General features: G+C 50.9%; 26 protein-coding genes and 3 pseudogenes. 19 read left to right on the forward strand and 10 right to left on the reverse strand.

What is annotated here, in order from left to right; genetic code table 11:
* The 12 genes from IPL17_RS21835 to IPL17_RS21890 all read left to right on the forward strand — a co-directional run.
* Window positions 1-1155, forward strand: a 1155-nt coding sequence (locus tag IPL17_RS21835) for a hypothetical protein (RefSeq protein WP_345309208.1), incomplete at its 5' end; no start/stop codon positions are given.
* Entirely contained in the window at window positions 1124-1495 is a 372-nt protein-coding gene (locus tag IPL17_RS21840) for a hypothetical protein (RefSeq protein WP_345309209.1), read from the forward strand. The genes IPL17_RS21835 and IPL17_RS21840, both read left to right, overlap by 32 nt.
* Before the next feature lie 39 nt (window positions 1496-1534).
* Entirely contained in the window at window positions 1535-1777 is a 243-nt protein-coding gene (locus tag IPL17_RS21845) for a transposase family protein (protein WP_345309210.1), read from the forward strand.
* Window positions 1764-2114: a hypothetical protein gene (locus IPL17_RS21850; RefSeq protein ID WP_345309211.1), complete on the forward strand. Its 351-nt coding sequence runs from the start codon at window positions 1764-1766 to the stop codon at window positions 2112-2114. The genes IPL17_RS21845 and IPL17_RS21850 overlap by 14 nt, the downstream gene beginning before the upstream one ends.
* 84 nt (window positions 2115-2198) lie before the next feature.
* Window positions 2199-2336, forward strand: a complete 138-nt coding sequence (locus IPL17_RS21855) for a hypothetical protein (protein WP_345309212.1) — start codon at window positions 2199-2201, stop codon at window positions 2334-2336.
* A gap of 584 nt (window positions 2337-2920) precedes the next feature.
* Entirely contained in the window at window positions 2921-6229 is a 3309-nt protein-coding gene (locus IPL17_RS21860) for a choice-of-anchor Q domain-containing protein (protein ID WP_345309213.1), read from the forward strand.
* Between the two features lie 659 nt (window positions 6230-6888).
* Entirely contained in the window at window positions 6889-7707 is an 819-nt protein-coding gene (locus tag IPL17_RS21865) for a hypothetical protein (protein ID WP_345309214.1), read from the forward strand.
* A gap of 70 nt (window positions 7708-7777) precedes the next feature.
* Window positions 7778-8020, forward strand: a complete 243-nt coding sequence (locus IPL17_RS21870) for a hypothetical protein (protein ID WP_345309215.1) — start codon at window positions 7778-7780, stop codon at window positions 8018-8020.
* A gap of 5 nt (window positions 8021-8025) precedes the next feature.
* The gene (locus IPL17_RS21875) at window positions 8026-8682 is read left to right on the forward strand and encodes a hypothetical protein (RefSeq protein WP_345309216.1); all 657 of its coding nucleotides are present in this window, start codon (window positions 8026-8028) and stop codon (window positions 8680-8682) included.
* Window positions 8683-8959: 277 nt separating this feature from the next.
* Window positions 8960-10759, forward strand: a complete 1800-nt coding sequence (locus IPL17_RS21880) for a sortase (RefSeq protein ID WP_345309217.1) — start codon at window positions 8960-8962, stop codon at window positions 10757-10759.
* A 197-nt stretch (window positions 10760-10956) separates the two neighbouring features.
* Window positions 10957-11574 (forward strand): MEDS domain-containing protein, encoded by a 618-nt coding sequence (locus IPL17_RS21885; RefSeq protein WP_345309218.1) that lies wholly within the window; start codon window positions 10957-10959, stop codon window positions 11572-11574.
* Window positions 11571-14510, forward strand: a complete 2940-nt coding sequence (locus IPL17_RS21890; protein WP_345309219.1) for a PAS domain S-box protein — start codon at window positions 11571-11573, stop codon at window positions 14508-14510. The genes IPL17_RS21885 and IPL17_RS21890 overlap by 4 nt, the downstream gene beginning before the upstream one ends.
* 126 nt (window positions 14511-14636) lie before the next feature.
* Here IPL17_RS21890 and IPL17_RS21895 read toward each other — a convergent pair whose 3' ends face one another.
* Window positions 14637-15308: a cytochrome c biogenesis protein CcdA gene (locus tag IPL17_RS21895; protein ID WP_345309220.1), complete on the reverse strand. Its 672-nt coding sequence runs from the start codon at window positions 15306-15308 to the stop codon at window positions 14637-14639.
* 96 nt (window positions 15309-15404) lie between these two features.
* Window positions 15405-16091 (reverse strand): TlpA disulfide reductase family protein, encoded by a 687-nt coding sequence (locus tag IPL17_RS21900; RefSeq protein ID WP_345309221.1) that lies wholly within the window; start codon window positions 16089-16091, stop codon window positions 15405-15407.
* Between the two features lie 148 nt (window positions 16092-16239).
* Between IPL17_RS21900 and IPL17_RS21905 the strand changes: the two genes are divergently transcribed.
* The 7 genes and pseudogenes from IPL17_RS21905 to IPL17_RS21935 all read left to right on the forward strand — a co-directional run bounded on the left by IPL17_RS21905 (window position 16240) and on the right by IPL17_RS21935 (window position 20275).
* Window positions 16240-16830, forward strand: a complete 591-nt coding sequence (locus IPL17_RS21905; protein WP_345309222.1) for a response regulator transcription factor — start codon at window positions 16240-16242, stop codon at window positions 16828-16830.
* 96 nt (window positions 16831-16926) lie between these two features.
* Window positions 16927-18162 (forward strand): HAMP domain-containing sensor histidine kinase, encoded by a 1236-nt coding sequence (locus IPL17_RS21910; protein WP_345309223.1) that lies wholly within the window; start codon window positions 16927-16929, stop codon window positions 18160-18162.
* 72 nt (window positions 18163-18234) lie between these two features.
* Window positions 18235-18465, forward strand: a complete 231-nt coding sequence (locus IPL17_RS21915) for a hypothetical protein (protein ID WP_345309224.1) — start codon at window positions 18235-18237, stop codon at window positions 18463-18465.
* A gap of 15 nt (window positions 18466-18480) precedes the next feature.
* Entirely contained in the window at window positions 18481-18792 is a 312-nt protein-coding gene (locus IPL17_RS21920; protein ID WP_345309225.1) for a redoxin domain-containing protein, read from the forward strand.
* A gap of 83 nt (window positions 18793-18875) precedes the next feature.
* Window positions 18876-19295 (forward strand): secondary thiamine-phosphate synthase enzyme YjbQ, encoded by a 420-nt coding sequence (locus IPL17_RS21925; protein WP_345309226.1) that lies wholly within the window; start codon window positions 18876-18878, stop codon window positions 19293-19295.
* Window positions 19296-19417: 122 nt separating this feature from the next.
* Window positions 19418-19741: pseudogene (locus tag IPL17_RS21930) on the forward strand (secondary thiamine-phosphate synthase enzyme YjbQ); the annotation flags it as partial.
* Window positions 19742-19750: 9 nt separating this feature from the next.
* A complete protein-coding gene (locus IPL17_RS21935; RefSeq protein ID WP_345309227.1) occupies window positions 19751-20275 on the forward strand; it encodes a type 1 glutamine amidotransferase domain-containing protein in 525 nt (174 codons plus the stop codon).
* Here the strand turns inward: IPL17_RS21935 and IPL17_RS21940 are convergent.
* The 8 genes and pseudogenes from IPL17_RS21940 to IPL17_RS21975 form a co-directional block, all read right to left on the reverse strand.
* Window positions 20261-21076: an alkaline phosphatase family protein gene (locus IPL17_RS21940; RefSeq protein ID WP_345309228.1), complete on the reverse strand. Its 816-nt coding sequence runs from the start codon at window positions 21074-21076 to the stop codon at window positions 20261-20263. The genes IPL17_RS21935 and IPL17_RS21940 overlap by 15 nt on opposite strands.
* A 67-nt stretch (window positions 21077-21143) precedes the next feature.
* Window positions 21144-22204 (reverse strand): annotated as a pseudogene (locus tag IPL17_RS21945) (ABC transporter ATP-binding protein).
* Window positions 22205-22228: 24 nt separating this feature from the next.
* Window positions 22229-23008 (reverse strand): ABC transporter permease subunit, encoded by a 780-nt coding sequence (locus IPL17_RS21950; protein WP_345309229.1) that lies wholly within the window; start codon window positions 23006-23008, stop codon window positions 22229-22231.
* Window positions 23005-23827: pseudogene (locus tag IPL17_RS21955) on the reverse strand (ABC transporter permease subunit). Before IPL17_RS21955 ends, IPL17_RS21950 begins: the two are co-directional and overlap by 4 nt.
* Before the next feature lie 89 nt (window positions 23828-23916).
* Window positions 23917-24153, reverse strand: a complete 237-nt coding sequence (locus IPL17_RS21960) for a hypothetical protein (RefSeq protein WP_345309230.1) — start codon at window positions 24151-24153, stop codon at window positions 23917-23919.
* A complete protein-coding gene (locus IPL17_RS21965) occupies window positions 24134-24739 on the reverse strand; it encodes an extracellular solute-binding protein (protein WP_345309239.1) in 606 nt (201 codons plus the stop codon). Before IPL17_RS21965 ends, IPL17_RS21960 begins: the two co-directional genes overlap by 20 nt.
* Window positions 24637-24975, reverse strand: a complete 339-nt coding sequence (locus IPL17_RS21970) for a hypothetical protein (RefSeq protein WP_345309231.1) — start codon at window positions 24973-24975, stop codon at window positions 24637-24639. The genes IPL17_RS21965 and IPL17_RS21970 overlap by 103 nt, the downstream gene beginning before the upstream one ends.
* Before the next feature lie 272 nt (window positions 24976-25247).
* A complete protein-coding gene (locus IPL17_RS21975) occupies window positions 25248-26231 on the reverse strand; it encodes an inorganic phosphate transporter (RefSeq protein WP_345309232.1) in 984 nt (327 codons plus the stop codon).
* Between the last annotated feature and the right edge of the window lie 6 nt (window positions 26232-26237).

Below are 26237 nucleotides of genomic sequence, written 5' to 3' on the forward strand. Positions count from 1 at the left end.
GATGGTAATGGGAAGTTGTACGCATTGAATGTTTCCGACGGTTCTTTGCGCTGGGCGTTTGACACGACATCGAAGGAAGTTGAACTCGCTGACCGCAATGACCTGAACGGTTCAGTGGCCCTCGGGAAGACCGGCATTTACGTGGGCGGTGAGCACGGCCAGTTCTGGTATCTGCCCTACGATTACTGTCTGAATGCAAAGGATGCGCGCTGTTCAGATACATCCAGCCTGCCGCAAACTTTTAGCGGCCTGTATTATGTATCTCCGGGCGGCAACACCAGCGCTGAGTTTCCAGCCGCACTACCATCCTCTTCCATGCTGACCCTGCGTCTGGTGGTCCGCGAAAACGGCAACACCATAGGCGCACGCATCTGCGATGCACCTTTCGGCTGTCCAAAGGATGCCCTGACAGTCAGCCTCGACCCGGCTGTGCCATTGGATGTCCAGCATTCAGCCGATGGAAAATATATTTATATCCGCCCGCAGGAATTTCTTTCCCCCGGGCAAACATACCGCCTCAAAGTGGATGGCAGCTATTACACCGGCGGCATGCGGCTTGGCAATATGACGATCGGCGGATCCAAGTCCGGCACGTTTGGCGGTGAGTTCAATTTCGAGGTTGAGGATTCTTCGCAAGCCCTGCCCCTCACATTGGATGCCGAAAGGTCCAGCGCTTTTGAGTGGACGCGCCTGGCCGCGCCCATCCCGCCCATGCTGCCCAGCCTGAACCAGATCGGTTTTGATTATATAGAATGGATCGTTGCGCCTGTGCTGATCACGCCATCAGACGCCAAGGATCAGGGGAAATTCGTCCTCTGGGCGATCGGTGCGAAACGCACCGAGGATGGCAGCCTGGTTCCCGACCCGCAGAGTGATTTCACGCTGCCGCTTAACGGACGATATCAAGGTGCGGATTTCATCGCGATCGATCAGAAATTCCGATGCCGATCACAGGCATCAACATTCCCCTTCAATATATTTGAACTGCGCGCGGCACCTTCAACGCGGATGGAACCACCACACATCCTGCGGCTTTGCTTCGACAGATACGCTCTCCATTCCGACCTTCGGCCCATACCTGGTGATCGGCGGCCTGGCCAACAACTGGTACAAGGATATGCTGGTGGCTGGCACCTACGTCACCCGCATGTATGATGGCGCGGCCAATTCAGCGCCGGCCGGCATCCAGGTTTCCGATATTGCCTTTCTCTCAGCCAAGCAGGAGTCTGCGGGTTCGGTCACCGCCAGCTTTACCCTCGACGCGGGTGTTTCATATCCGGCAGCTGACCATCGCGCCGGTCTGGTACTGGTGGATCCTGCGACGAACGAAGCGGTCTACATGGACTACAAGGCCAATCTTTCAATAGTGGAAGATGAAGTTGGGAACGTGCGCTCCGTGACGCTGATCCTGCCGGCTGATCTGGTATTGCCTGAAAAGCTTCGGGTATATGTGATGCTGGATGTGTACCCAATATACAACGAGAAGATACGCTAATCAAATAGACCTCTTGCATAAGTGTGTCATAATAGGTACATGAGATACGAAATTGTACAACAACTCGACGACGAAGAATTCAAGCGCTGCACGGGAGTTCAGCGCAGCACCTTTGCACAAATGCTGGTGATCGTGGAAGCAGGGATGCGTAACTTTGGCAGACCGACCACACTCAGCCGAGCCGACCAGTTGCTGATGACCTTGATGTACTGGCGAGAGTATCGAACTGAATTTCATTGGCTTGACCTATGGTGTCAGAGTCAACCGTATGTCGGACGATAAAAAGGTTGAAAATGTGTTGATCCAATCGAAACAGTTTCACCTGCTAGGAAAAAAGGCGCTACAACCAAGCGATGCTATTCTTGAAATTGTCTTGGTGGACGCTACCGAACAGCCAATTGAGCGTCCAAAAAAAGACAAAAGCGCCAAAAAAAAAGCGTCACACCCAAAAGCGCAGTTGATAGCCGACTTGAACACAGAACTCATCTTGGCCACGGATTTCTGCAACGGGAAGCAACACGATTTCAGCTGTTCAAGCAAGGTCACTATATTGTGGCAGAGCACATTCGTATTTTGGCGGATGCAGGCTATCAGGGAGTATCAGCTTACACTCGAATAGTCAGACGCCTGTCAAGAAAAGTAAACTTCATCCTTTAAACCAGGAGCAAAGGCTGCTAACCGAGCATTGTCGAAGAAGGGTATTTTGATCGAGAACATCATTCGCAAGGTAAAGATGCTTTCGGATTCTGGCGAACGCTATCGCAATCGACGTAAACGTTTTGGATTGCGTTTCAATTTGATCGCTGCCATCTATAACCTGGAACTCAAGCCTAAACCATGACTTTTGCAAGAGGTCTAATATGTAAAACCGCCTGCGCCATCGTTCGCGCAGGCGGTTTTATTGATCATGAAATTTCAACGGGGAAGCTCTATTGCCAGAAAATCAGTGGATACATAGCTCACGAAACACATGCAACATCCATCAACCAAATAGATTGACGAAATTAATTCCATTATCTTCAAGGTTCTTTTTTCTTAAGCATTTTTTTCCTGCCTGTTATCCAAGACAGGCTACCTTACAGTTACTTATCATTTTCTTTTTTCATAATAAAAATTTTTGTTTTTCCATTATAAAGAACGGGTTCGGGACATTATTTTATTTATTGTCTCTATGTAGTTACTGATTTACAGACTGTGTTTTACTGGTAGTTTTCCCGATTCAACTTATTCGCCTGAAGTCAGGAGCTATGCAGTGAGACATAGAATATTTTCTTTTTTTCTTCCAATTTTTTTGCTATTTTTAACCATCACGATCCGATCAGTTATTTAGGCAAAAAGTGTAATCATCAGGGTGGCGGAAACCTACATCGGCGCAGCCAGTTCAATCCCTCAACTTCAAAAGATACAGCCATACTGAAGAATCGCATGAAAGCCCTGCTCAATTTGAGTACACTCTTGGCTTTATGCATTTCCATTCTCGGCAACACGCTGAGCGTTACCCCGGCGCATGCGGCAGGCATATGTTACGTCAAATGGAATGCCGCGGGAGTCAACAATGGCACTTCCTGGACGGATGCCTATACCGACTTGCAGTCGACCCTAGGCGCTTCAACCTGTACCGAAATCTGGGTGGCAGGCGGAACCTATAAGCCGTCAACACCTGCCGGTCGTGCTGCTACTTTCCAGCTCAAGAGCGGCGTCGCGCTCTATGGCGGCTTTGCCGGGACGGAAACCCTGCGTAACGAACGCGCCTACATGACCAATGTTTCCATCCTGAGCGGTGACATTGGCGCAACAGGCGTTAACACGGATAATGTTTATCATGTGGTCACAGGCTCCGGCACCATCAGCACGGCGTTATTGGACGGTTTCACGATCACCGCAGGAAACGCCAACGCCGCCGCCTTGCCAAATGATCGCGGTGGTGGGTTGTATAGCGACACCGGCAGTCCGACGTTAATAAATATCACTATTAGCGGCAATAATTCTGGTTCAGGTGGTGGCGGTGGGGCGCGATTTACAGCCAGTACAGCCGCCCTAACAAACGTCACCTTCAGTGACAACACCTCCAGCGGCAGCGGAGGTGGACTACTTGTCCAAGGTATCTCCGCTGGAGTGGTATTAACAAATACAACCTTTACCAACAACTCGACGAGCACCGGTGCCAACGGCGGCGGCGGGTATTTTAGCGGTGGAACCAGCAGTGCAACGTTGAACAACGTCACTTTTAGCGGCAACTCAGCCCCCAACGGCGACGGTGGCGCAATTGGTATGAATGCTGCCTCGCTCACCATTAAAAATTCCATTTTCTGGGGTAATATGTCTTCCGTCGGTTCCCAGATACGCACATTTGTCATCCCTCCCACAAGCCTTAACGTTAACGATAGTATTGTACAAGGTGGGTGTCCTGCAAACGCTACTTGCACAAATGTGAGCAGCGCTGATCCGCAGCTCGGGCCTATAGGTAATTATGGCGGCTTCAATCAAACCTTCTGGCTCGCGGGAACTTCGCCGGCGATTAATGGCACCAGCAGCAGCTGTCCGTCCACTGATCAGCGCAATCAGCCGCGCTCAAGTCCCACCTGCGATCTCGGCGCGTACGAATTAAATCTAGTCCCCTACGCGGTCTCCATCGCGGGCAGTGCCCTGACGGGCAGCACTGCGGTACTGGAAGGCATTGTCAACGCCAATTCAGGTGCCAACACCACGGTCACCTTTGAGTACGGCTTGGACACATCCTATGGTTCAACCGTCACGGCTGCACAAAGCCCAGTGGCCTTTGTGCTCGATCATTTCGTCACGGCGCTCATCAGCGGTTTATCGCCCGTCACCACCTACCATTTCCGTGTCATCGCGCAAAATCCAAACGGGATATACACCGGTTCCGACCAGACATTTACCACCCTCAAGGGTGACCAGAGCATTTCCTTCACAACCACTGCGCCAGGCAGCGCAGTGGTTGGAGGCGCCACTTACACCCCCAGCCCCACAGGCGGCGCCTCCGGGAACCCGATCGTGCTGACGATTGACGCCGCAGCCGCCTCGGTCTGCTCAATTGCGGGCGGAGTGGTCACATTTCTGACCGCCGGCACCTGCATCATCAACGCCAACCAGGCAGGCAGCGCGAACTACAATGCCGCTGCCCAGGTGCAGCAGTCCTTTACGGTGGGCAAGGGAACTCAGGCAGCACTGACCGTTGTGGCAACTCCTTCAACGGTCCCCTATGGCAGCACTTCGGCATTGTCCATCACCGGTGGCAACGGAACTGGTGCTGTCACATACAGCGCGGGTACTTCGACTGGCTGTTCTATCACCGGCAGCACGCTCTCCGTCACGGATGCTTCAGGAACATGCAATATCAGCGCAACCAGAGCCGCGGATAACAATTACAACGCCGCCACTTCTGCGGAGGTCGCTGTTACGCTGACCACCACCGATCAGGGCAGCACTGACCGTTGTGGCAACTCCTTCAACGGTCCCCTATGGCAGCACTTCGGCATTGTCCATCCCGGTGGCAACGGAACTGGTGCTGTCACATACAGCGCGGGTACTTCGACTGGCTGTTCTATCACCGGCAGCACGCTCTCCGTCACGGATGCTTCAGGAACATGCAATATCAGCGCAACCAGAGCCGCGGATAACAATTACAACGCCGCCACTTCTGCGGAGGTCGCTGTTACGCTAACCACCACCGATCAGGCAGCACTGACCGTTGTGGCAACTCCTTCAACGGTCCCCTATGGCAGCACTTCGGCATTGTCCATCACCGGTGGCAGCGGAACTGGTGCTGTCACATACAGCGCAGGAACTTCGACTGGCTGTTCCGTCACCGGCAGCACACTCTCCGTCACTGATGCTTCAGGAACATGCAGTGTCAGCGCAACCAGAGCCGCGGATAACAATTACAATGCCGCCACTTCTGCGGAGATCGCTGTTACGCTGACCACCACCGATCAGGCAGCACTGACCGTCGTGGCAACTCCTTCAACGGTTGCATATGGCAGCACTTCGGCATTGTCCATCACCGGTGGCAACGGAACTGGTGCTGTCACATACAGCGCAGGAACTTCGACTGGCTGTTCTATCACCGGCAGCACACTCTCCGTCACGGATGCTTCAGGAACATGCAATATCAGCGCAACCAGAGCCGCGGATAACAATTACAACGCCGCCACTTCTGCGGAGGTCGCTGTTACGCTAACCACCACCGATCAGGCAGCACTGACCGTTGTGGCAACTCCTTCAACGGTCCCCTATGGCAGCACTTCGGCATTGTCCATCACCGGTGGCAACGGAACTGGTGCTGTCACATACAGCGCGGGTACTTCCACTGGCTGCTCCGTCACCGGCAGCACACTTTCCGTCACGGATGCTTCGGGGACATGCAGTGTCAGCGCAACCAGAGCCGCGGATAACAATTACAACGCCGCTACTTCTGCAGAGATCGCTGTAACACTCGTAAAAACCGATCAGGCAGCACTGACCGTTGTGGCAACTCCTTCAACGGTTGCATATGGCAACACTTCGGCATTGTCCATCCCTGACCGTCGTGGCAACCCCTTCAACGGTCCCCTATGGCAGCACTTCGGCATTGTCCATCACCGGTGGCAGCGGAACTGGTGCTGTCACATACAGCGCAGGAACTTCGACTGGCTGTTCCGTCACCGGCAGCACACTCTCCGTCACGGATGCTTCGGGGACATGCAGTGTCAGCGCAACCAGAGCCGCGGATAACAACTACAACGCCGCCACTTCTGCGGAGGTCGCTGTTACGCTGACCACCACCGATCAGGCAACACTGACCGTCGTCGCAACTCCTTCAACGGTCCCCCTATGGCAGCACTTCGGCATTGTCCATCACGGTGGCAACGGAACTGGTGCTGTCACATACAGCGCGGGTACTTCGACTGGCTGTTCTATCACCGGCAGCACACTCTCCGTCACTGATGCTTCAGGAACATGCAATGTCAGCGCAACTAGAGCCGCGGATAATAACTACAATGCCGCCACTTCTGCAGAGATCGCTGTTACGCTGACCACCACCGATCAGGCAGCACTGACCGTCGTGGCAACTCCTTCAACGGTTGCATATGGCAGCACTTCGGCATTGTCCATCACCGGTGGCAACGGAACTGGTGCTGTCACATACAGCGCGGGTACTTCGACTGGCTGTTCTATCACCGGCAGCACACTCTCCGTCACTGATGCTTCAGGAACATGCAATATCAGCGCAACCAGAGCCGCGGATAACAATTACAACGCCGCCACTTCTGCGGAGATCGCTGTCACACTAACCACCACCGATCAGGCAGCACTGACCGTCGTGGCAACCCCTTCGACAGTTGCATATGGCAGCACGTCGGCATTGACCACAACTGGCGGAAGCGGAACTGGTGGATGCTTCGGGAACATGCAATGTCAGCGCAACTAGAGCCGCGGACAATAACTACAACGCCGCCACTTCTGCGGAGATCGCTGTCACACTCGTAAAAACCGATCAGGCAGCACTGACCGTCGTGGCAACTCCTTCAACGGTCCCCTACGGCAGCACTTCGGCATTGTCCATCACCGGTGGCAACGGAACTGGTGCTGTCACATACAGCGCAGGAACTTCGACTGGCTGTTCCGTCACCGGCAGCACGCTCTCCGTCACGGATGCTTCAGGAACATGCAATATCAGCGCAACCAGAGCCGCGGATAACAATTACAACGCCGCCACTTCTGCGGAGGTCGCTGTTACGCTGACCACCACCGATCAGGCAGCACTGACCGTTGTGGCAACTCCTTCAACGGTCCCCTATGGCAGCACTTCGGCATTGTCCATCACCGGTGGCAACGGAACTGGTGCTGTCACATACAGCGCGGGTACTTCGACTGGCTGTTCTATCACCGGCAGCACACTCTCCGTCACTGATGCTTCGGGGACATGCAGTGTCAGCGCAACCAGAGCCGCGGATAACAATTACAACGCCTCCACTTCTGCGGAGGTCGCTGTTACGCTAACCACCACCGATCAGGCAGCACTGACCGTTGTGGCAACTCCTTCAACGGTCCCCTATGGCAGCACTTCGGCATTGTCCATCACGGTGGCAACGGAACTGGTGCTGTCACATACAGCGCGGGAACTTCGACTGGCTGTTCTATCACCGCAGCACTCTCCGTCACGGATGCTTCGGGACATGCAATGTCAGCGCAACCAGAGCCGCGGATAATAACTACAACGCCGCCACTTCTGCGGAGGTCCTGTTACGCTGACCACCACCGATCAGGCAGCACTGACCGTTGGCAACTCCTCACGTTCCATGGCAGCACTTCGGCATTGTCCACGGTGGCAGCGGAACTGGTGCTGTCACATACAGCGCAGGAACTTCGACTGGCTGTTCCGTCACCGGCAGCACACTCTCCGTCACTGATGCTTCGGGAACATGCAGTGTCAGCGCAACCAGAGCCGCGGATAATAACTACAATGCCGCTACTTCTGCAGAGATCGCTGTCACCCTGACCACCACCGATCAGGCAGCCTGACCGTTGTGGCAACTCCTTCAACGGTCCCCTATGGCAGCACTTCGGCATTGTCCATCACCGGTGGCAACGGAACTGGTGCTGTCACATACAGCGCGGGTACTTCGACTGGCTGTTCTATCACCGGCAGCACGCTCTCCGTCACGGATGCTTCAGGGACATGCAATATCAGCGCAACCAGAGCCGCGGATAACAATTACAACGCCGCCACTTCTGCGGAGGTCGCTGTTACGCTGACCACCACCGATCAGGCAGCACTGACCGTTGTGGCAACTCCTTCAACGGTCCCCTATGGCAGCACTTCGGCATTGTCCATCACCGGCGGCAACGGAACTGGTGCTGTCACATACAGCGCGGGTACTTCGACTGGCTGTTCTATCACCGGCAGCACGCTCTCCGTCACGGATGCTTCAGGAACATGCAATATCAGCGCAACCAGAGCCGCGGATAACAATTACAACGCCGCCACTTCTGCGGAGATCGCTGTTACGCTGACCACCACCGATCAGGCAGCACTGACCGTCGTGGCAACTCCTTCGACAGTTTCATATGGCAGCACTTCGGCATTGACCATCAACTGGCGGAAGCGGAACTGGTGCTGTCACATACAGCGCGGGAACTTCCACCGGCTGTTCTATCACCGGCAGCACACTCTCCGTCACTGATGCTTCGGGAACATGCAATGTCAGCGCAACCAGAGCCGCGGATAACAATTACAACGCCGCCACTTCTGCGGAGATCGCTGTAACACTCGTAAAAGCCAACCAGAGTATCCTTTTTACTTCAACGGCTCCAACAAATGCAGTCGTTGCCGGAACACCTTACACCCCGACAGCGATATCGACACACAATCTCCCCGTTTCTCTTTCGATAGACCCGGCAACCTCACAAGTATGTGCAATTGCGACCGGGCATGTTTCATTCCAGACACAAGGAATCTGTGTGATCAACGCCAGCCAGACTGGTGGCAATAATTACAATGCAGCCCCGCAAGTCCAGCAGTCGTTTGCTGTTCACATTGGAATCCCGGTCATAACCTGGGACAATCCTATGGACATCGTTTACCCCGCCGCACTGAGCGCTACACAATTGAACGCAACAGCAAACATACCGGGAACGTTCTTGTATGATCCCACGCCTGGACAGGTGCTATCTGTTGGCGCACACACCCTGCATGTTGATTTTTCACCCACGGACTCGATCAACTACGGCAACGCGGCTAAAGATGTGAGTATCAATGTCACGCCTCCGCCCGCCCCCACCATTACGAGCATCTCTCTTGATATTGGTCCTACCATTGGCAACTCGCCCGTAGTCATCACCGGAACGAATTTCACTGGCGGAACCGTGTCCTTTGGCGGCACAGCTGCAACCTGCACAGTCGATTCGGATACGCAAATCACCTGCACCACCCCCGCACACACAGCCGGCGCGGTGGATGTAGCAGTCACCACGCCCGGAGGCAGAACGACACCCAACAACGTCTTCACGTATGTTGGTGCTGTGTATTCAATTTTCCCCAACTTTGGTCCGACCACAGGAGGGACGACCATTACCATCCTGGACAGTACCGGGGTAGGTTTCATCGATGTCACAGCGGTCACCTTTGGCGGTATACCAGCGGCTTCATTTAAGGTGGACTCTGCCATACAGATCACAGCCGTCACTCCGGCGCATGTGAGCAGCATGGTCGATGTGACTGTCAATGCGCCGACCGGCCCGCAAGGCAACTACAATTATCCGGGAGGCTTCACTTACTATGGCGCGGATATCCCCCTGGCGCTGATCAGTGTCCCGGCTACAGGTTCCACGCTCCCGTTCAATGAGAGCCCCTCTCAATTGCAGGTCGGATTTAATGTAGATATGTTGCATGTTTCCTCTTCTGACCCGGATTGGGCTTCTTCGGCCATCAACCCTGTCAACTACCTACTAACATCAGCCGGTCTGAATGGCGCTTTCAACACGCAGACCTGTCTGGCTGGCATCCAGGGCGATGATGGTCGGGTCACGATCAACAGCGTTTCCTACGACCTGCCTACCCATACCATCACCCTCAACATCAATAACGGTCAGCCCATACCGGCTGGCAAATACCAATTATTGGCCTGCGGCACCACTTCGATCAAGGACTTGAACGGCATCAAATTGAACGCCGGGCTGCAAGACACTCGTTTCACCTTTGTGATCGACGCCGCCTCAGACACGCCAGCTGTGGAAGAATCCGGTCAAGTTGGAATTCTGCCTGCCACTGGCTTTGCTCCGAACCAGGTAACTCTTCTGCCCAAACAAGATGTACCTTACGCAGGGATGGGTGATCTCTGGCTTGAAATCCCATCGCTTTCCGTTCGAATGAACATCGTGGGTGTACCGCAAACAGAGGACAGTTGGGATGTCAAGTGGCTGGGGAAGGATGCCGGTTATCTGGCTGGCAGCGCTTACCCCACCCATTCCGGGAACAGCGTGCTAACAGGCCACGTCTGGGATGCCAGAAACCAACCTGGCCCGTTTGTTAACCTAGGCAAACTAAAATATGGCAACCTGATCAAGATCCACGCCTTCGGACAGGTTTATACCTATGAAGTGCGTGAAAACCGGTTGATGGGACCCAGGAATGTTAATGCAGTGATGAAGCATGAAGAATTGACGTGGGTGACTCTGCTGACCTGCGAGACTTACAATGCCGACAGCGGCAGCTATGCGTATCGGCGCATGGTCAGAGCAGTATTGATCAGTGTGGATTAATTATTCGGTCAACAAGAAATTATTGCCTTAATGTCCCTCGACAATTTTGATCTCACTTGGTTTTAGTTGAAATTCAACCACCTCAATATTCAGGAGTAAAGTAAAATCTTAATCCACAACAAAATCTAAAGGATGAGACAACAATGAAATCCTTCCGAAAAGAACTTTGGTTTAAGGAAGTAGGACTGGAGGATCGCATGCTCAAATCAAACCTTACCCAGATGGGATTTACTCAGGAACTATTCCCTGCCGGCACCCATATGTGCCTCATCTATTCCAATGAAAAAGAAAGAAAGCACATTATTGGAAAATACCTTGAAAGCGGCGTGAATGCTAAAGAGAAGGTTTCCTACTTTGCAGACACGATGAAGCCGGAAGAGGTCATACTCTGGTTGGATGAGATGGGAATCAATACTCCGGATGGGAATGTATTTTCCATCCTTGATGCTGAGAGAACCTATTGTCCCAGTGGGGAGTTTATTCCCGAGACCATGCTCAACACACTTCAAGAGTATTATGTCTCGGCGAAAAAGGAAGAATACACCAACGCCCGCGTCAGTGGCGAAATGTCCTGGGCTCTAAGGGGTATACCAGGATCTGACCGCTTGATGGAGTATGAAGCCCAGGTCAACGACATTTTGGTAACCTGCCCGGTCACCGCAATTTGCCAGTATGATGTCAATCGCTTTAGCGGGGCAACCATCCTGGATGTACTAAAAGTCCACCCGATGATGATCGTTCATGGGCAGATCGTACAAAATCCATTTTTCATGAAACCAGAGGACTTCCTAAAGGACTTCAAGGGCAGGCGATGAAACCATACGGGGAAGATGACACCATTGACCTGAAGATCGTCGGGCAGATCATTTCTGCGATCGGGATGCTGAATGTATTTCCAGCACAGAAAGATATCGGGGAATTTCTCGTGCCCCTTATTCGGGGTGTCCCCGGATGCGGGTCTGTTCGTATTTGTTCTCGAGGCACCAGCGGTCCCATTGGAGATTTTCAGGAGAAAATCTGTTCAAACTGCACTTTGTACCTTGAGCACCAGGTTGAAGATCCATACACCTGCGGGCTTGTTGTACAGGACAAGGTGCGTGCCTATCCTCTGAAAACGGTAGTTCGATCTTTTGGTTATATCATTTTGACAATTGACAACAGAAGTCAATATGATAATTATGAACCCTTTATCAGAAATCTTGGGAATGCCCTTGCCATCGTCCTGGAAAACCGCTGGCAGCAGGAAGAATTGCAAAAGGCCAACGAAAACCTGGAACAATTGGTGGAGGAACGAACCGCGGAATTGTTGCAGAGTGAAAAACAACTGGGTCTGGCACAGAAACTTGGTCAAACAGGTACGTGGGTATATCACCTGAAAACAGGATCGGTCCTTGGCTCTGAGGAGACACATCGGCTATTTGGAATTCCATTTAAAGCTGGAGAACTTACGATCGAGCGTATGGAATCCTGCATCACTGACCGCGAGCGTGTGCACCAGGCCCTGATCGACCTGATCGCCGATGACCGCCAATATGACCTGGAATATTTGATACGTCCGGCAGACGGTTCTCCTCCCAGAAGGATGCATGCCATCGCCAGCCTCGAAAAAGATGCTAATGGGAATCCATATAAAATTTTGGGGTTTATCCAGGACATAACCAAACGCAAACTGGCGGAGGAATTATTACTTGAAAGCGAATCGCTCCTGCGAATGGCGGAACAATCAGCAAAACTGGGTGGATGGAGTGTGGACCTCGAACACAACCGTGTTATCTGGTCGAACGAAGTCACTGTCATCCATGAAGTGTCCGCTGGATTTTCACCTTCAGTTGAGGAAGCAATCAAATTCTATGCGCCTGAGTGGCGGGAAAAGATCACAAACGTATTTAACGATTGTGCGCAGATGGGAATCCCTTACGATGAAGAAATGGAGATCATCACTGCAAAAGGGAGACGGGTCTGGGTGCAAACCAAGGGAAAGGCGGTAAAAGACGATCAAGGAAAGATCACGAAAGTACAAGGTGCAATTCAGGATATCTCCAATCGCAAGCAAAATGAAGCTGCGCTTCGCGAGAGCCAGGCTTTCTTTTTCAATGCCTTCAACTCCAGTCCTTTGGCGAAGACCATCAGCGAAATAAGCACTGGGCGGTATCTGGAAGTAAATGAAAGTTTTTGCAGGATATCCGGATTTGACAGGGAGGAAGTAGTTGGCAGGACATCCATCGAGATCGGGGTATTGGATCAGCAGGAACGAAATTTGTTACTTCATGAACTCGAACAACATGGTCAGATCAGCGGTTTGGAACTTCACTTTCGAAGCAAGAGTGGAAAATCCCTGGTCTGCAGGTATTCGGCCAATCTGATTGGGGACAAGCTGTTCTCTACTGCTGAAGATATCACCGAACGCAAACAGGCGGAACAGGATCTGATTGAAAGTGAGAATCGATTCCGTACCCTTGTGGAGCAGGCTCCCATCGCTATCTTTATACAAACCCACGGTCAGTTCGCCTATATCAACCTGGCAGGGTTGAACCTTTTTGGAGCGGAGAACGAAGATCTCTTAATCGGAAAACCAGTCCTGGAGCGTTTTCCGCTCGCGTATCGTGAGCAGGTATTCTCACGAATCCAAAAATTAAATGAGCAAAAGGAAAAAGTGCCCACTTTGGAAGAGACCATTATCAAGCTCGATGGCAGCTTGGTGGAAACAGAGATCTCCGCCATTCCTTTCTATTACAAAGGCGATCATGGAGCCTTGGTTTTCATACACGATATCACCGAACGTAAAGTGGCTGAGAAAGCGTTGCATGCCAGCGACCAATTTAATAAAAGTGTCCTGAATTCGCTAACTGCCCACATTGCTGTTTTGGATGAAAATGGGGTCATCGTCGCTGTCAACGAAGCATGGAAAAAATTTGCCCGAGAAAATGCAAGTCCCGACCCTGAGGCATACCTGGGTGTTAATTATCTTACGATCTGTGAAACTGCCGCTCAGGCTGGCGATGAGATCGCCAGTCTCGTCGATCTCGGGATCCATGCGGTGCTAGATGGTACTCGTTCCCAGTTCAGCGCTGAGTATTCGTGTGATTCACCCACACAACTTCGCTGGTTTACTGTCACCGTGGTGCCGCGGCATCAAACCCGCAATGGTGCGATCATTATCCATCAGGATATTTCCGATCGTAAGCAGGCTCAACAATCCCTTGAAGCCTCCTACGAGATATTGAAAAGCACCCTGGATATTGAAAAACAATTGGCGCGCACAGATTCGCTCACGGGCGTTCACAACCGCCATCACCTACAAGAACTTGCCAAACAGGAGTTTGAAATATCCTGTCGGTATCAAAAGCCGCTGTCTGTCTTGATGGTTGATATTGATCATTTCAAAAAATTCAACGATACATACGGTCATCAGATCGGCGATCAGATGCTCAAACTAATCACCCAGGCTATGGTCGATCAACTGCGTTCCGCGGATAGTATCGGCCGATATGGCGGAGATGAATTCATCATCCTGCTGCCAATGTCTAACATGGAAGCCGCATATTCACTCGCTGAACGGATCCAATTGGCCGTCGCAGCGGTACGCGTTCCAACGAAAAAAGGGGATGCATCTGTTACTCTCAGCATCGGCATCGTTGAAAATAAATACAAATCGCAGACCGAGTCGGTGGAAGAATTTTTTCAACGGGCGGAAGAAGCCATGTATACAGCCAAGGATGCCGGGAGAAACCTCATAAAAAACGGAAATTAACGGGGCAATAAAATTGGGTACCTATGCTGGCTACTTACCCATCCGCTCGGATTTAAGAGGTAAAAGGGGATTATCATGCTACTTTAACCTCGTTTCATAATTATCTGGGAGTAGCAACAAACTTGATCAACCAAGAAATACTTTGATCAATTCCCAATTGAGAATGATGTCGTAAATTCCCACGCCCAGTAATAACAATCCGCTTATAAGGTTGATCAATTGCGCGCGCATGGCAAACTGACGTGTGATCCAGCGCTGCGCCGCGCCTGAGAGAAAAGACAACACCAAAAGCGGAATCCCAAACCCCATCCCGAACCAGAAGAATACGTTTAATTTCCCCAGCGCATCCACCACGGTGAGCGACAAAGCAAAGATGCTCACCACCAATGGACCTGAGCACGGCAAGGCGATCGGTCCATATAACATGCCGTACACAAAGGCATTTACAAATGGATGGGACAAAAATGGAATTTGCACCTGCGGCAATTTTTTGAATGGATTAACATTGAACAACAACATGATCCCAAAAATGATGATGATCGCGTCTGCAATTGGAATGATAAATGAAAGCGCCTTCCCGACTGAAATCGAGAGAAGAGCGATAATTCCGCCGAGAGCAAGCATCATGGTTAATACGCCCGCGAGTACAAAAAAGCCAAGAAAATAACGGCTGGATTTTCCCTGCAAGCCGTCCTGTCCGCCGCTGATGTAGGCAAGGAAGCCAGGGTACAAAGGCAGCACGCAGGGGCTGGTGGTGGCAAGCAATCCGATGGTTAAAGATGTGATGATGGTTTCCATAGTTATCCTTTGAGTGCGTTTCAGCTTTGGACTTGTGCGTGTTGCGTGTTCCGTTTGGAATATCCACCCTTTCGGGACACGCAACACGGCTTTCGTTTACATCGCTTCGTCGAGGAAGGGTTGAATGAATTTCAACAGTTCATCCGCGCTTTTGATGCCAAACGGCAGTGGATGCGCTTCGCCTTTGCGGTCAATGACCAACATAGGCGTGGATGGCGGATTCAGGAACTGGTCGCCATAATGTTTTGAGAGATCCTGCGCAATATCTTTTGTGGCTACTGCATACATCCAGTCGAAGCCATTGCTCTCCACATATCCTTTGAGGTCGGCGGCGTTTTCATTCAAGTCAATATCCAAACCCAGGCTGATAAAGTCATCCCGTTCGCCTAGCAAGTCATGCAAAGCCTTGACCTGTCCCTGTTGTTTTTTGCAGTTGGAACACCACATCGCCAGGGTTTCCACCAGCACAACCTTGCCTTTGAAATCGTTGATCGTGAAAGCCTGTCCCGTGCTTGCATCAGTCAGTGATGCAGAGTACCAGGCTGGGGCTTCCATCATGGCATCGGCGGCTGGGGTCTCCTTGCTCATCATCGCATCTGCGGTGGGCGTTTCTTTGTCCATCATCGCATCAGCGGTTGGGGTCACTTTATCCATCATTGCTTCGGCAGTCGGCACTACCTTCTCCATCATCGTATCCGCAGTCGGTGTAGCCGCTCCGCTGCAAGCGCTGACGAGAAAAGCCATCAATAGAACCATGTTGAAAAGAACTTGTTTTGTTTTCATATTTCTCCTTTGAGTTGTTTGATGGCACAAGGTTAATCAAAGGTCATTACAAAAGAGTGTCAAACCCTTACGAAAGGATTAATCAATTTAGAAGGAACGTAAGGTTTTATTAATATCTTCCCTTCGATAATCAAGTATCATATCGATCATGAGTGAAAAAAGTATTCTGGTCGTGGAAGATGAACCCAGCATTGCAGAAGTGGTGGGTTTGTATTTAAGCCGCGCAGGTTTTCAGGTGCAAACCGCAAAAGACGGCAGGCAAGCCATGTCGATGCTTGAAAAAAGAATCCCTGATCTGGTGGTGATGGACATCATGCTGCCTGAAATAGACGGGCTTTCCCTCGCGCGCTGGCTGCGCGACCATAGCAATGTGCCGATCATCATGGTCACCGCGCGGCGCGAGGAGATTGATCGAATCGCCGGGCTTGAAATGGGCGCGGACGATTATGTGGTCAAGCCGTTCAGTCCGCAGGAGTTGGTGAGCCGTGTTCGGGCGGTGTTAAGGCGCGTTGGACGGGATCAGGCTGAGGCGGAGTCTGAGCGGGCGTTGTCCTTTTCCACAATCACCATTGATCCGCGCACGCGAGTCGTTACTGTAAAAGAGTCGCGGATCGAGTTGACGGCAAAAGAATTTGACATGCTCTACCTGCTTGCGAGTTATCCAAAACAGGTATTCACGCGGGATCAATTATTGGAACGGGTTTGGGGTCGCGCAGATTATATCGATCCAGCACCGTGACTGTTCATGTGCGCCGCCTGCGTGAAAAATTGAAAGCGACGCGTCCTCACCGAAACATATCATTACCGTCTGGGGCGTGGGATATAAATTTGAATTATGAAAAACCTTGTTGATCGCACCCCTTTGATCGCCCGCTTTGTATTGGGCATCTTGCTCATCACCGCGCTTTCACTTGGCGTCTTCAAAATGCTGATGGCGCCGCCATTACGCGAACTCGGCTTAATGGCAACGTTCCTTGGCATTACCGCGCTTGTTTCTGTGGCAGCGGGCTACATCGCATATCGCCTTGGCTGGATGACTCTTTCGCCAACTCTGCGCTGGTCCTTGCTGGGCGGATACATGCTCTCAAGCCTGCTGACATTTTTCAATGTCTGGTTTTCTGCGCAAATGATGTTTGTCAGCGAGCATGATCTTTTGCTTGCAATTGTTTTGCTTATTTTTGCAAGCGGCATGGCAATGGTGTTGGGATATTTTCTATCCAGCACTGTTATAAGCCGAATATATTTACTTAAGGATGCGGCGGAAAAACTGGCAAAAGGTGAACTAAAAACACGCGTCTCTATTAACGGACGAGATGAAGTTGCCGCGCTTGCAAATACCTTTAATCAAATGGCAGAACAACTTGAAATGGTAGATGCCAAACAGCGCGAACTTGAACGTCTGCGCGCGGACCTGATCGCCTGGGTCGGGCATGACCTGCAAACTCCACTTGCTTCCATGCGTGCGATTCTCGAGGCATTGGAAGACGGTGTGGTGGATGACCCTCAAACGGTCAAGCGCTATTTAGGCACGGCTAAGCGCGATGTGCGTTCGCTTTCTGTTTTGATCGATGATCTTTTTCAAATGGCGCAGTTGGATACTGGCGGAATTCCGCTTGACCGCGCAGAATCATCTTTATCAGACTTGATCTCAGATACGCTCGAATCATTTTCGGAACTGGCTTTGCGTCAGGGAGTGAAACTCGAAGGCAGTGTTGATTCCAATGTTGATCCCGTGATGATGGATACGCAGCGTATCGGGCGCGTGTTGAATAATTTAATTGGCAATGCGTTACGGCATACGCCAGCCGAAGGGCTTGTAAATGTTCATGCGCGGCGAACAGCTTCGGGGGTGGAGGTATGTGTGTCTGATACTGGCGAAGGCATCCGTGCCGAAGATCTTCCACATGTATTCGAAAGTTTTTATCGCGGCGAAAAATCCCGCAGCCGTTCCACAGGCGGTGCAGGACTGGGGCTTGCGATCTCACGCGGAATTGTACAGGCGCATGGCGGCGAGATCAAAGTTCAGAGTGAAGCGGGGCGCGGTAGTCGATTTACGTTTACCCTTCCTTAATAAAACTCTTAGCCCTGCGTAATCATTTCGTAAGATAATTTTCCTAGAATGGGGACATCAAGGAGATTACACATGAAACGATTATGGTTGCCTGTATTGATCTTTGGATTGACCGCTTGCGTGACAGCCGTGTCAGGAAATGAAACTGTGGATAAACCAACATCATCATCTATCGCCTCACTACCTGACTTGGGGCCTGCTCCCGAACTGACAAATGAGACCTGGCTGAATGTGGATGCGCCCTTGCGTCTCGCAGACTTGCGCGGCAAAGTCGTCGCCATCGACATGTGGACCTTTGGCTGAATTAATTGCCAACATGTGATTCCTTCGTTGAAGGAATGGGATAAAAAATATCGCAATCAGGGGCTTGTCATCATCGGCAATCATTACCCCGAGTTTTCCTTTGAAGAAGACCTCACCAACCTGCAAGCCGCTGTTGCCGAAAATGGAATCAAATATGCCGTCGCGCAGGATAACGACGGCGCAACATGGAAGGCTTACAAAAACCGTTACTGGCCCACGTTGTATCTGATAGATAAAAATGGACATCTTCGTTATATCCATATTGGCGAAGGAAATTATAACGAGACCGAAGATGCCATTCAGAGTTTGTTAGCCGAACAATATTAGTTTCAGTTAATATTCAACTATCTCAATATCTGAGAGTAAAGTAAAATCTTTATAGACAACAAAATCTATATTATGAGATAGCTATGAAATCCTTCCGAAAAGAACTCTGGTTTAACATTCCCACCCGTCTTGGCTTAATAAACATTACCCCTCAAGTAGAGGCCTGCCTCCAAGAGAGTGGAATTATGGAAGGCCTTTCTCTGATTTCCGCGATGCATATAACCGCTTCTGTTTTCATCAACGATGATGAATCGGGACTCCATCAAGACTATGAAAACTGGCTGGAGAAACTTGCCCCCCATGAACCAACAAGTCAATACAAGCATAACCAAACCGGTGAAGATAATGCAGATGCTCATCTCAAACGCCAAATCATGGGTCGCGAGGTAGTCATTGCCATTACAGATGGTAAACTGGATTTTGGTCCTTGGGAGCAGATTTTCTATGGTGAATTCGATGGACGACGTCGCAAGCGCGTTCTAATCAAGATCATCGGAGAATGAAAAATCTCCCTAGCATAAGCTAGGGAGACACGATTTAATATATCTATCTGTATTCCTGTTTTACGAGCATTATGCATGGGAATTCGGTTTTGATAGGAGCAAGCTGAGGTTTGGTGAAATCTCAAAGTGGTAATTGTGACGGACTTGTGAACGCCATGCACATCACCGCTTCGGTCTTTATTAACGATGACGAGAGCGGTCTGCACCATGATTATGAAAGATGGCTGGAAAAACTCGCACCGCACGAACCGGTAAGTCAATACCGCCATAACGACACGGGCGAAGATAACGCGGACGCTCACATGAAACGTCAGGTGATGGGACGCGAAGTGGTGGTTGCCATCACAGACGGTCAACTGGATTTTGGCACGTGGGAGCAGATCTTTTACGGCGAGTTCGACGGGAAAAGAAAGAAAAGAGTATTGGTCAAAATTATCGGTGAATAGGAGAACAACATGCGCTTACAAAACAAAAAAATCGCCATTCTGATCGCTGAAGGCGTGGAAGATTACGAATATATTGTGCCCATGATGCGCTTGCAGGAAGAAGGCGCGCAAGTCCTCTCTGCGGCTCTGGATTTGAAACCCATCAAAGGAAAAAACGGTTTAACTCTCACCCCTGACACGTTGGTCGAGTCATTGAACGCAGACGATCTTTTTGCGATTATCATTCCAGGCGGATGGGCTCCGGACAAATTACGCAGATATGACAGCGTAAAAAAAATTGTAAGGGGAATGGATCAAGCCAATAAAATAGTCGGCATCATCTGTCACGGCGGCTCGACCGCCATCTCAGCGGGCATCATCAAAAAAGGTCAACGCGCCACAGGGTCAACGGGTATCAAGGATGACCTGGTCAACGCGGGCGCGGTCTGGGCGGATGAACCTGCCTTTCGTGAGGGCAATCAGGTCTGGGGGCGGGTGGTCACGGATATTCCCGATTTCAACCGCGAGCTGGTCAAGGCGTTAGTCGAAGGATAGCGGCGGATGTTTCATCGTCTCAGGGATCGAGACATCCAACAATTTGAGGATGGTTGGGGCGATCTGCAAATGCGAGACAACCTGACCCGTATCGCCTCTTCCTTTAACATTCGGCTGGATGCAGAACAATGGGACATCTCTTTGCTCGGAGGTGGTCCCGCCATGCGCACCGTCCTTGTTGATGCCGTGGTCGCCTGTCACCAAAACGGTGTAACCACTTTCCATCCATTCTGAAATTAATGGCGCCAGCCACATATCCTGACGAATGGCATGGTTGCGATATTCCTTTGAATCAGAACCAAAGGTCTCGCCGTGATAATCCATGCCCATGGGATGAAGCAGGAAATAATCAGGTGAAAATTTGCGGATGAGATGCGCCGCAGTGAAAAAGAGTTCAATGTCAGGGTAATCATCTTCCGTATAAAAGCGGCCATGTTGAATGGCTAAAGATCCATCATCTATCTCTTTATCGTCAATCCGATCGTATGGCGCGCGATTATATAATTCAGAAATCCAGTAATATGCTGCGGCGGCAGTTATCTTGCCCGCCCCTGAAACAGATTGAAAAATATTCGGCATGGACGAACGCCGCACGATGGAATTCGCAACGATCCCATGCACACTCGAAGACACGCCTGTATGAATGGTCTCATACATCGGGCGCGACATGCTGGGCAGTTCCCCAATTATTTTATACAGGCTGGCAAGTTTTGACTCCACCAGATGGCCGAGAAAACCCATATTGGCAACAGCCACATCATAGCGTAAAGCGTCAGACAAAATAAGTATCACCCTGCTCATGGTTCACCTCAAATAAAAACGGTTCGGAGTTAGCGCGACCCCGAACCGTTTTGTAATTGTTCGACCTCTATTCGTCAAGCACAAGTACGGCTTCCCTTGAACATGTGACCTGCTCCTTCGATCCGATCTTCGGAAGCTCCAGGAACGGATTATTGAATGTATCCATGTTGAACTTCGTTTGTCCAATTTTCACCTGAATACGGACAACGGAGCCCAGGAACGTAATATTTTCTATCGTGGAATCAACCACATTGGCTTTCCTCTGTTCAGAGGCAAAGCTAAAGCGCTCGGGACGGATCGCGATCTTGACCTTATCGCCTTCTGCCTGCCCTTTGTGCCTTCCGCCGATTCAAAATGGACGCCATTCATACTCACCAAACCCGTCGCAGGGTCAACCACCTCCGCGTCGGCGGTGTTCAACGAACCGACAAAATTCGCCACAAAACGGGTTGTGGGAAAATTATAAATCTCGAACGGCGTACCGACCTGTTCCATCCTGCCTTCATACATCACAACAATTCGGTCGGATATGGAAAGCGCTTCCTCTTGATCGTGGGTAACAAAGATCGCAGTGATTCCCATTTTCTTTTGGATGGCGCGGATCTCGGAACGGAGCTGGACACGGATCTTTGCATCCAAAGCAGAGAGCGGCTCATCGAGCAGCAGCACCTGCGGTTGATTTGCCAGCGCGCGCGCCAAAGCCACACGCTGCTGTTGCCCGCCTGAAAGCTGGTAGGGATAACTATTGGCTTTGTTCTCAAGATGGATCAGGGAAAGCATTTCCGCAACCCGATCCTTGATGACCGCCTCTGATTCTTTGCGGATACGCAGCCCAAAGCCGATATTCTGCGCAACGGTCATATTTGGGAATAACGCGTATGCCTGAAATATCATGCCCACATTGCGTTGGTTTGGAGCATTGTTCGTAATATCCTCACCATTGATCGTAATGGTGCCTGTAGTCGGCGTTTCAAATCCTGCCACCATGCGCAAGGTGGTTGTCTTCCCGCAGCCCGAAGGCCCAAGAAAGGAAATGAACTCGCCCTGTTCCACATCAAGGTTGAAATCCTGAACTACAGTTGTCCCGGAATATTCTTTGGAAATATTTGAAAGTTTTAAATGTGTCATATTGATTTTCCTTGAGTGGTGTAATTAATGTCCACCAGTGACCTGCCCCTGTTCACCGCCGCCGATCAATTGAATAATTCCCATGCAAGCCCATATAAGGGCAAAGCTGATGATCGTGGCTGCCGCGGGTTCATAAGCCTTGTTCTGGATCAACAGAGCAATGTAGGGAGCAAAAGCGGGTTTGGCAAGATATTGCGCCAGGGTATATTCACCCATGACGATCGCGAAACTCAGGAACGCGCCGCTCAAGATCGAGACGCGGATATTTGGGAAGATCACACGAAAGAGGATCGTTCCCCACCCGGCACCCAGACTTTGCGCGGCTTCGGTCAAGGTACGCACATCAATGGCGCGCAGCCCCGTGTCAATGGCGCGATACATATAAGGCATGGATAAGACCGTATAGCCTGCGATCAACAAGCCCGGGCTGTTCACGATCAACAAAGGCGGCTGGCTGAATGTCCGCACCAGACCAAACACATAAACAATGGCTGGGATAACGAAGGGAAGCAAAGTGATTAACTCCACCGCAGAACGGGCCTGCGGAACTTTAAGGCGCACCCAGTAAGCTGTTGGCACAAAAAGCACGATCGCCACGATGATGGTGAGCACTGCCCATAAAATCGAAGCGGGGAATTTGATCTGGAATTGCGGGTCAGAGAAAACGTTTGTGTATGCTTTAAATCCCAAATGCCCAAGCTCGGCACGCAATGAAAAAAGGAATGTAGCCAAAAGGGGCAGAAAAAAATACAGGATGCCAAGGATCATCCAAAACCAGGACCAGATCACACCGCTGCGTTTCATTTCAACCACCTTTCTGCTCTTCGTTGCAGGACCGTATAAACAGTCATTACCACGGTCATCACGATCACCATACCAAAGGCGACGGCGTAGCCCAAACCCAGGATCTCCCAATACATCCCCTCGCAACTGTGCACCGATCACGATCGTTGCCAGGTTCATGGAAGAGCCGCCCGTCAACGCGACTGCCGTGGCAAAAGCGCCAAACGAGTTGCCAAAGAGCAGAATCATCGAACCCATGATGGAAGGCAGCAGGATCGGAAAAGCCACATAGCGCCAGTATTGAAACGTGCTTGCGCCAAGATTCTCCGAAGCCTCGATCCACTCACGCCTTAATCCATCGATCGCGGGCGCAATGATCAAGACCATGAGGGGAAATTGGAAATACATATACACAACACTTAAACCCCAAAACTTATAGAGTGTAAACCCATAATCATATATGTTGATGCCTGTGAATTTCAGCCAATTCGTCAACATACCGGTCGGGCTTAAGAGCGCAATGAAAGCAAACGCAAGCGGGATGCCCGCAAAGTTCGAAGCTACACCACTGAACGTCATCAGGCTGGAACGCATGATGCGCGGAAGACCACCGCGAATCGAAGAGTAAGCCAGCAGAAAACCGAAAATGCCCCCGCCCAAAGCAGTTACCACACTGATCTTAATGCTCAACCAATATGCGCCCAAAACATAGGGATCCTGAATAAGATTTAGAACATTTCGAAACGTAAATTCCCCTGTTTTCGAATCCCAAAAGGTGCGTACAACGATCGTAGAGGATGGATATAGGAGGAACAAAAAGGCAAATAGAAAGAAAGGCATGACGCCAAGCCATGCCAGTGGAAATTGGGAGAGCAGGACGCGCTTTTGGCGCGTCCTGTAGGGTAGTTTGTGACACAGTCACAACCTGATTATTCTGTAACTTCTACACCGACGGTGGAATCCCAACCGGTCTTGATCGCATCACGTGCAGCGGAAAGTTGATCCGGGCTGGGGGAAACAGCGGAAGCGAAAGCGCTGGAGGAGGGCAGCTTGGCTTTCAGTTCAGCAGGAATGACACCACGGGCTTCCATGTCAGCCTGTTGAACGCCGTGAGCATATCCCTTCATCCAGGCCAGTTGACCTTCGTCAGAGTGCAGGATTTCCATCCAGACTTTGGCGCAGTTGGGGTGCGGGGCATACGCGCTGATCGCCTGAACGTACATGCTGGCGATGGTCGGGGGAAGGATAAACGATCTCAAGCGGCGGGTTGCCGGCGAGGGAGTCCTTGTCACCGAAGGCGTTATAGTCCCAGGCGAGAACGATCGGGGTCGCACCTTGGGCAATGGTACCGACCTTGGCGATCACAGGCACAAAGTTGCCAGCATCATTTACCTGCTTGAAGAAATCAAGACCAGGCTGGACATCATCCAAAGAACCGCCATTCGCCAGGGAAGCCGCGAAAACAGACTGGGCAGCCTGGTTGGAGCTGCGGGGATCGCCAGTGAGGGCAACCTGACCCTTATATTCGGGTTTGAGCAAGTCAGCCCAATTCTGCGGGACATTCTTTACAACAGCAGTGTTGACTTCAAGCACCATCACGCCGTAATAACCGCCGGTCCACAGACCATTTGGGTCCTTGGCAGGCAGGCCTAAAACGGTTTCAGGGATCTTGTCCCAGGTTGAGACTTTGTAAGGCTGGTAATATCCGCCATCAATGCCTTGTTGCCCATAAGCGTAACCGACATCAACGATATCGGGAGCTTGAGGGCCTTTATTTCCTTTATTGGCTTCGATTGCGGCAATTTCATCCGCGGAACCAGCGTTCTCGTCGAGTGAGTTGAGTTCGACACGGTAGTTGCCTTGAACAGTTCAAAGATTTCGCCGTAGTTAGCCCATGAAGCAGGAGTTGCAATGATTGACAACATTCCTTCATCTTTACAAGCCTTAACCAGGTCAGCTGGCACACTTGCAACGGCACCTTCAGCCACCGGGGCAGCGCCTCCGCCACAAGCCGATAACATCATGGACGCGATCACGAACAGAGCAAATAATTGAAAAGCAAACTTTTTTATTCATATCTCTCTCTACTCCTTATGATTTTTGTTTGTTGGATTGGACAGATGAAACCAATGTCAATTATTTTTCCTGCACACCTCCATCTTGTTAATACAACGTTAATATTGTAGCATCATCAATATTCAAAGTCAAACAATTCAACTTTGAGCTTATTGAGCATAGTGATATTTCCCACAGGACAGGTTCATTTCAGCAAAGTGATTAACCAATAAATACCTGCGGAAAATAAAGCGCTAGCGGGGATCGTAATGAACCAGGCAGTGACGATTTCCTGGGCGACGCTCCAGCGGACTTTCCCAAACCTCTCAGAAGATCCCACCCCGATGATCGCGGAACTGACGACCTGCGACGTGCTAACAGGCAGTCCAAAGACCGACGCGGTAAGGATCACGATACCTGAAGTTAATTGAGTTGAAAAACTATGTACTGGGCGGATCTTATAAAACTTCCCGCCAAGCGTTCGGATCAGCCGCCAGCCGCCCAATGCCGTGCCTAGTGCAATGGCTGAAGCGCTTACGACGATCACCCAGAAAGGGACTTGGAATCCGGAGATATTCCCGCTGATCACAAGGCTGAGAGTGATGATGCCCATGGTTTTCTGAGCGTCATTTGTCCCATGACTGAAGGCCATACCCAAAGCAGTGACAAACTGTCCGTTTTTAAAAAACCAATTGACCTCCGGGGTCGCATTGCGCGCCAAAAAATAGATCAGACGTGTGATCAGAAAACCCGCGGCAAATCCGATCAGCGGTGAAGTAAATAAGGCAATCACAACCTTTCCAAGGCCTTGCAATTTTATGGCGTCAAATCCTGCGCCAGCCAGCACAGCGCCAACGATCCCGCCGATCAAGGCATGCGATGAACTGCTGGGGATCCCAAAGAACCAGGTCAGTAGATTCCATACGATCGCGCCGATCAGGCAGGCAACGATCACATCCAAATTAAGGGCGCTGGCTTGCGCAACTTCTTCGCCAATGGTCTTCGCAACCGTCACGCCAAACAGAAATGGGCCTAAAAATTCAGCCGTTGCCGTAAGTGCCAGCGCAGTCTGCGGGCGAAATGCACGAGAGGCGATCATGGTCGCCACAATATTGCTTGAATCGTGGACACCGTTCAGGAAATCAAAAACGACTGCCAGAATAATAACAAATATCAGTTCAGGAGACATTAACAA

The organism is Candidatus Villigracilis saccharophilus (genome assembly GCF_016711665.1).